This is a genomic window from Methylobacterium sp. WL64 (genome assembly GCF_008039945.1).
Taxonomy (GTDB): domain Bacteria; phylum Pseudomonadota; class Alphaproteobacteria; order Rhizobiales; family Beijerinckiaceae; genus Methylobacterium.
In genome coordinates this window covers 1-3,971 of record NZ_VRVA01000227.1, presented here as the reverse complement: position 1 = coordinate 3,971, position 3,971 = coordinate 1, and the positions used below count along the sequence as shown (strand labels likewise).

Genomic DNA, 3,971 nt, shown 5'->3' with positions numbered 1-3,971 from the left:
CCGTAGAGGGGTAGTCGCGCGGCAGACCGTAGCGCTCCCGGTACTGCTCGATCGTCATGCCGTTGCCGGTCAGGTGACGCTTCAGGGTCTTGTACGGTTTGCCGTCGATGAAGGAGATCAGCGCGTCGGGGGTGATCGACTTCCGGATCTGGGATGGGGTCAGTTTCTCGGTCGCCGGGGCCGCGGTGGCGCTGCCCTGGCTCAGCCCGGCAATCGCAGCATGCACACTGGCGAGTAGCTCCGGCATGTCACTGGGCCGGACGGCGTTTTTCGACACGTAGGCCGAGACGATGTCGGCGGTCAGTTCAATGAAATCGACGGGCTGGGCGTCGAGGGTCTCTGCGTCTTGATCCACAATGCACCTGTCTTTTGGAAGGACAACACACTCTTCCGCTATGATTGAAAAGGCAATACATCATGGCGAGGAATTTTCTTGTCTATTGTTGACATCTGCAATGATGCATTGTCCCGAGCTGACGCCGCTCAGCGGCTTCGATGTCGTTGCCGCACAGGTCCCCGCGACCCTCACCTCTCAGAGCAAAAAATCATAGACGGCTTCAGGAAACCGATTGTCCGGTGACAAGAACGAGTGGTGCTGGACCTCTTCAGGCATCTCATAGAACAGCGCCTCAACCACACCGCCGAACGTCGGCCCGTCGCAATCCGGAACTGCCCCTTTGAGGGCGAACAGGCGTACCTTGGCGTCCCGCCGCCGAGCGTTCAGGTCTTCACCGGCCGGGCTTTCCGATTTTGCGAGAAGCGCCGCCCTGAAGATTTGAGGGCTATCGTAGCCCAGGCCGCGCGCCATCCCGGTCGCGATGCTGTCACTCCCGGCAAGGCCACCGAGGTGGTAGGCCACCAAGATATCAAGCAGCTTGGTAAACGGGTGCAGGGGCTGCGGCGCGGCGCTCGACGTGCTCAGAGCCTCCAGCTTCTCCAGCCGCTGGCGTAGACTGGTGACGTTCATGGCGGTCACTCCCACGGCGCGGGAGCGCCCTTCAGCATCGCGTCGTAGTCGGATGCGAGTTGATGCACGGTCGCGGTCGCGAAGTATGCCTCGGCTTCCGTCGAACACGGATCGTCCTCGCGCAACGTCGCCTCGTACTGGCGGGCGGCTTCCTTGCGCTCCTCGGGCGTGAGCCTGATGGGCGCGGCGGCGCGGGTTGCCTCCAGAGCGGCGAGGCGCTTTTCGAGAGATGTCGAAATCATAGGCTCACCCATTCTGCCGCCGCGCTGACCTGATTTGGGTCGGCGTCGTGGTGATCCGCGAACGTCTCGGGCAGCGTCGTCAACAGGGCGGTGAGCGCCTCGTGGTTGGCCAACATCCCGGACGCCGATCCGCCCCCGAACGGCGTCAGCATCCGCATCACCGCACTGTTGTGCTGCGAGCCCCAACCGATCACGGCGGTGCGCTCCGCGACCATAGCGGCGTGCATCACGGCCGCCGTCCGGAAACCGAGCGCTCGCGCCTCGCCCGCGGCCACATCTTCACCTGGACGGAGATCCCCGAGGTAGACGGCGAGCAGGAGACGGAGCAGGCGCAACGCCGGGCTGAACGAGGTCTCCAGCGCGACCGGCGCGGTCTGGGTAGCCTCCAGACGGGCGAGGCGGGTCAGCAGGTTCGCGGTCATGCCGGGACTCCTTCCGACATCCCGAAGAAGGTGAGCGCCCGGTGGATGCTGGCCTCGGCCCGGTCGAACTTCGGGTGCTCGGACGGCCAGTGATGCGGTGTGCCCGGCAGCCGCGCCGCCTTGGCGTGCGCGATCTCATCCAAGGTGCCAACCATCATCTGGAACATGGGACCTTTGCCGATCCCCCGTGCCGATGGGTTCTGGACGTACTTCTCGACCAGGGCCGCATGGGCAGCCTCGATCCGGGCCTGCCAGTCGTCGAGATCAGCGAGGCAGCGGGCCTCCATGTCGTCGCGGTCGATGTAGCCGAGCCCACGGGCGAACCCGTCGCTGATGCTGTCCTGCCGGTAGGAGGGCGCTGGTTCGGGCGGCCGAGGATACCCGCCGAGGGCGATGGCGACGGCGTATAGGTTCGTCTCCACCAACTCCGGCGGCATGGGTACGGCGGCTTCCGCTGCCTGCCCCGCTTCGAGGCGCGCAAGGCGCTTCATCAGATCCGAGATCATCGGGCGCCTCCGGGGCTGTCCAAGTTGAATGTGAAGGACGATCCGGAGCCGATCGGCCAGTTGGCTTTCCCGGCTCGGGCGCGATCATCCTCCGTCACCAGATCTGGGCTCAGGTCCCGAAGCGGGGCGAGGCCATCGTGCTCGTGGGCGGCGAGGTTCATGACGAGCACGCTGTCGTCTTCGTGGATGGCGTGGCCGCGTTCGCGGAGAAACGTGACGATCTCGCCTACCGGCATTCCCCGTGGCGCCTCGACCCGGAATGTGAGGTGCTTACCCTGCGAGGGCAGGGCCGTGGCGGCCTCCAGCCGGGTCAGCCTATCCATGAGCTTCGGGATCATCGCTTGCCTCCTGCGGACCGCTCCAGCGCGCTCAGCCGGGTCGCGAGATCTACGGCCTCGATCGCCTTCGTGTGGGCCTCGACCAGCTTCGACAGTTCGGCGGCCTCGGACGGGGTGATCTCGCCATCCGCCACGCCCTGGAGGAGCGCCTTGGTCGCCTTGGTCAGGTCAGCCGCAGTCTCGATCTCCGGCAGGGTGAACGTGATCGGCCGATCCTTCCGGACAGGCATCAGACGGTCCATGCACATGCGCAGCGCGACCGTGTCGCCGTCCTTGGCCAACTCGATCACCTTGCGGGTCAGGGCCTCGCTCTCGCCGTCGAAGATCGCCTCCAGGGCGGAGGTCGAGCGATTGCGGGCACCCTTCGGACGGCCGCCAGGATTGCCACTCCGGCCGGGCTCGAACTGGGTCGCTTCGTTCGCCATCAGCGCCCCCTCAGCGAGACGGAAGTTCCTGTAAACAACAGGAAAAGAACAGGACGCCGGCTCATCGGCAGCCCCTCGCCGTGATGTCCTTCAGCGGCAGATCCCGGTCGGCTGCGACCATGATCCGAATAATGTTGTGGTCCTCGTCCCTGAGGTCGTGACCGCACTCCCGAAGGAACGCGGCGGCTGCCCCCTCAGGCAGATCCTTCGGACCCTCAATCGCCCAGCACACCACCTTCCGGTACTGCGGGCCAAGCGTCGCGCTCTCCAGCTTCAGGAGACGCCGGTCTAAGTCATTGAGGCTTCTGGATGAGGACATGAACATCGTCCTGGAACAAGCAGGGCACTGGATATCATAATTACCTGCAACGCGCATTCGCGGCATTGCGGCTTGCAGGTACCGCGGGACGCCGGGATGCAGGGTCATTGCATCCACCTCAAACAACCGTCCGTCTCGCACTGCCCGTGCAGGTGGCCATTGAAGCTATCCCGAGCCCAAGAGAGACGCCCTTTGCACTCGGGGCATTCAACGGTGCCGCTGTCGCCGTCCTGCGCGCTGATCGCCTCGAACACGCGGCGCATCCGCGTCTGATCGGCCGGTGGCTCAAGGAACGCGATCTTGAGCCCGGCGGCGAAGCCCTGAAGGGCGGCAGCGGCGGCCTGCTGGCGGAGTTCGCGGGCGTCGTCCCGTACCTCTAGCGTCACAGCCGCGGTGAGCGCCATCTGCTGGGCAACCTCAATGCCGGCCTTGAAGGCGGCTTGCTCGCGGGGCGTCATACCAACCCCTCCAGTCCGGCCATCTCTTCATTGGTGGCGGCGCCCGCCGCGCACCAGGCCATGTGAACCGGGATCGGCATGGCGTAGGCCGGCACCCGGTAGGATCCGAGCGCGTCCCGGCGGGTCTCGGTGCCTACATCCACGATCAGTCCGGCATCGAGCAGGGACTTCAACGTCTTCGGAGAGCAGCGCGGAGGTTCGCCGCAGCCGATGGCATCGAGTGCCCGGCGCTGAGCCAAGGTACGTCCGGGGTGAGGCGGGCGGGCGGACGCTGACATCAGCACACCTCCGGGC

10 protein-coding genes are annotated in these 3,971 nt (G+C 65.6%); all 10 read right to left on the bottom strand.

Features of this window, described 5'->3' with window-relative positions; genetic code table 11:
- Positions 1-355 (bottom strand): MucR family transcriptional regulator (locus FV242_RS33065; RefSeq protein ID WP_147941893.1); only part of this gene is annotated, 355 nt, incomplete at its 3' end.
- 177 nt (positions 356-532) lie between these two features.
- Complete coding sequence (locus FV242_RS33060) at positions 533-967, bottom strand: hypothetical protein (protein WP_147941892.1); 435 nt, start codon at positions 965-967, stop codon at positions 533-535.
- Between the two features lie 5 nt (positions 968-972).
- Complete coding sequence (locus FV242_RS33055) at positions 973-1,209, bottom strand: hypothetical protein (RefSeq protein ID WP_147941891.1); 237 nt, start codon at positions 1,207-1,209, stop codon at positions 973-975.
- Entirely contained in the window at positions 1,206-1,631 is a 426-nt protein-coding gene (locus FV242_RS33050) for a hypothetical protein (protein ID WP_147941890.1), read from the bottom strand. The genes FV242_RS33055 and FV242_RS33050 overlap by 4 nt, the downstream gene beginning before the upstream one ends.
- Positions 1,628-2,137, bottom strand: coding sequence for a hypothetical protein (locus FV242_RS33045; protein WP_147941889.1), 510 nt, complete (start codon positions 2,135-2,137; stop codon positions 1,628-1,630). The genes FV242_RS33050 and FV242_RS33045 overlap by 4 nt, the downstream gene beginning before the upstream one ends.
- Positions 2,134-2,475, bottom strand: coding sequence for a hypothetical protein (locus tag FV242_RS33040; protein ID WP_147941888.1), 342 nt, complete (start codon positions 2,473-2,475; stop codon positions 2,134-2,136). The genes FV242_RS33045 and FV242_RS33040 overlap by 4 nt, the downstream gene beginning before the upstream one ends.
- Positions 2,472-2,900 (bottom strand): DUF5681 domain-containing protein, encoded by a 429-nt coding sequence (locus tag FV242_RS33035; protein WP_147941887.1) that lies wholly within the window; start codon positions 2,898-2,900, stop codon positions 2,472-2,474. Before FV242_RS33035 ends, FV242_RS33040 begins: the two co-directional genes overlap by 4 nt.
- 61 nt (positions 2,901-2,961) lie before the next feature.
- Entirely contained in the window at positions 2,962-3,219 is a 258-nt protein-coding gene (locus tag FV242_RS33030) for a hypothetical protein (protein WP_147941886.1), read from the bottom strand.
- 104 nt (positions 3,220-3,323) lie between these two features.
- On the bottom strand, positions 3,324-3,677 hold the full coding sequence (locus tag FV242_RS33025; RefSeq protein WP_147941885.1) for a hypothetical protein: 354 nt from the start codon (positions 3,675-3,677) through the stop codon (positions 3,324-3,326).
- A partial coding sequence (locus tag FV242_RS33020; protein ID WP_306440340.1) for a hypothetical protein occupies positions 3,674-3,971 on the bottom strand: 298 nt, incomplete at its 5' end. The genes FV242_RS33025 and FV242_RS33020, both read right to left, overlap by 4 nt.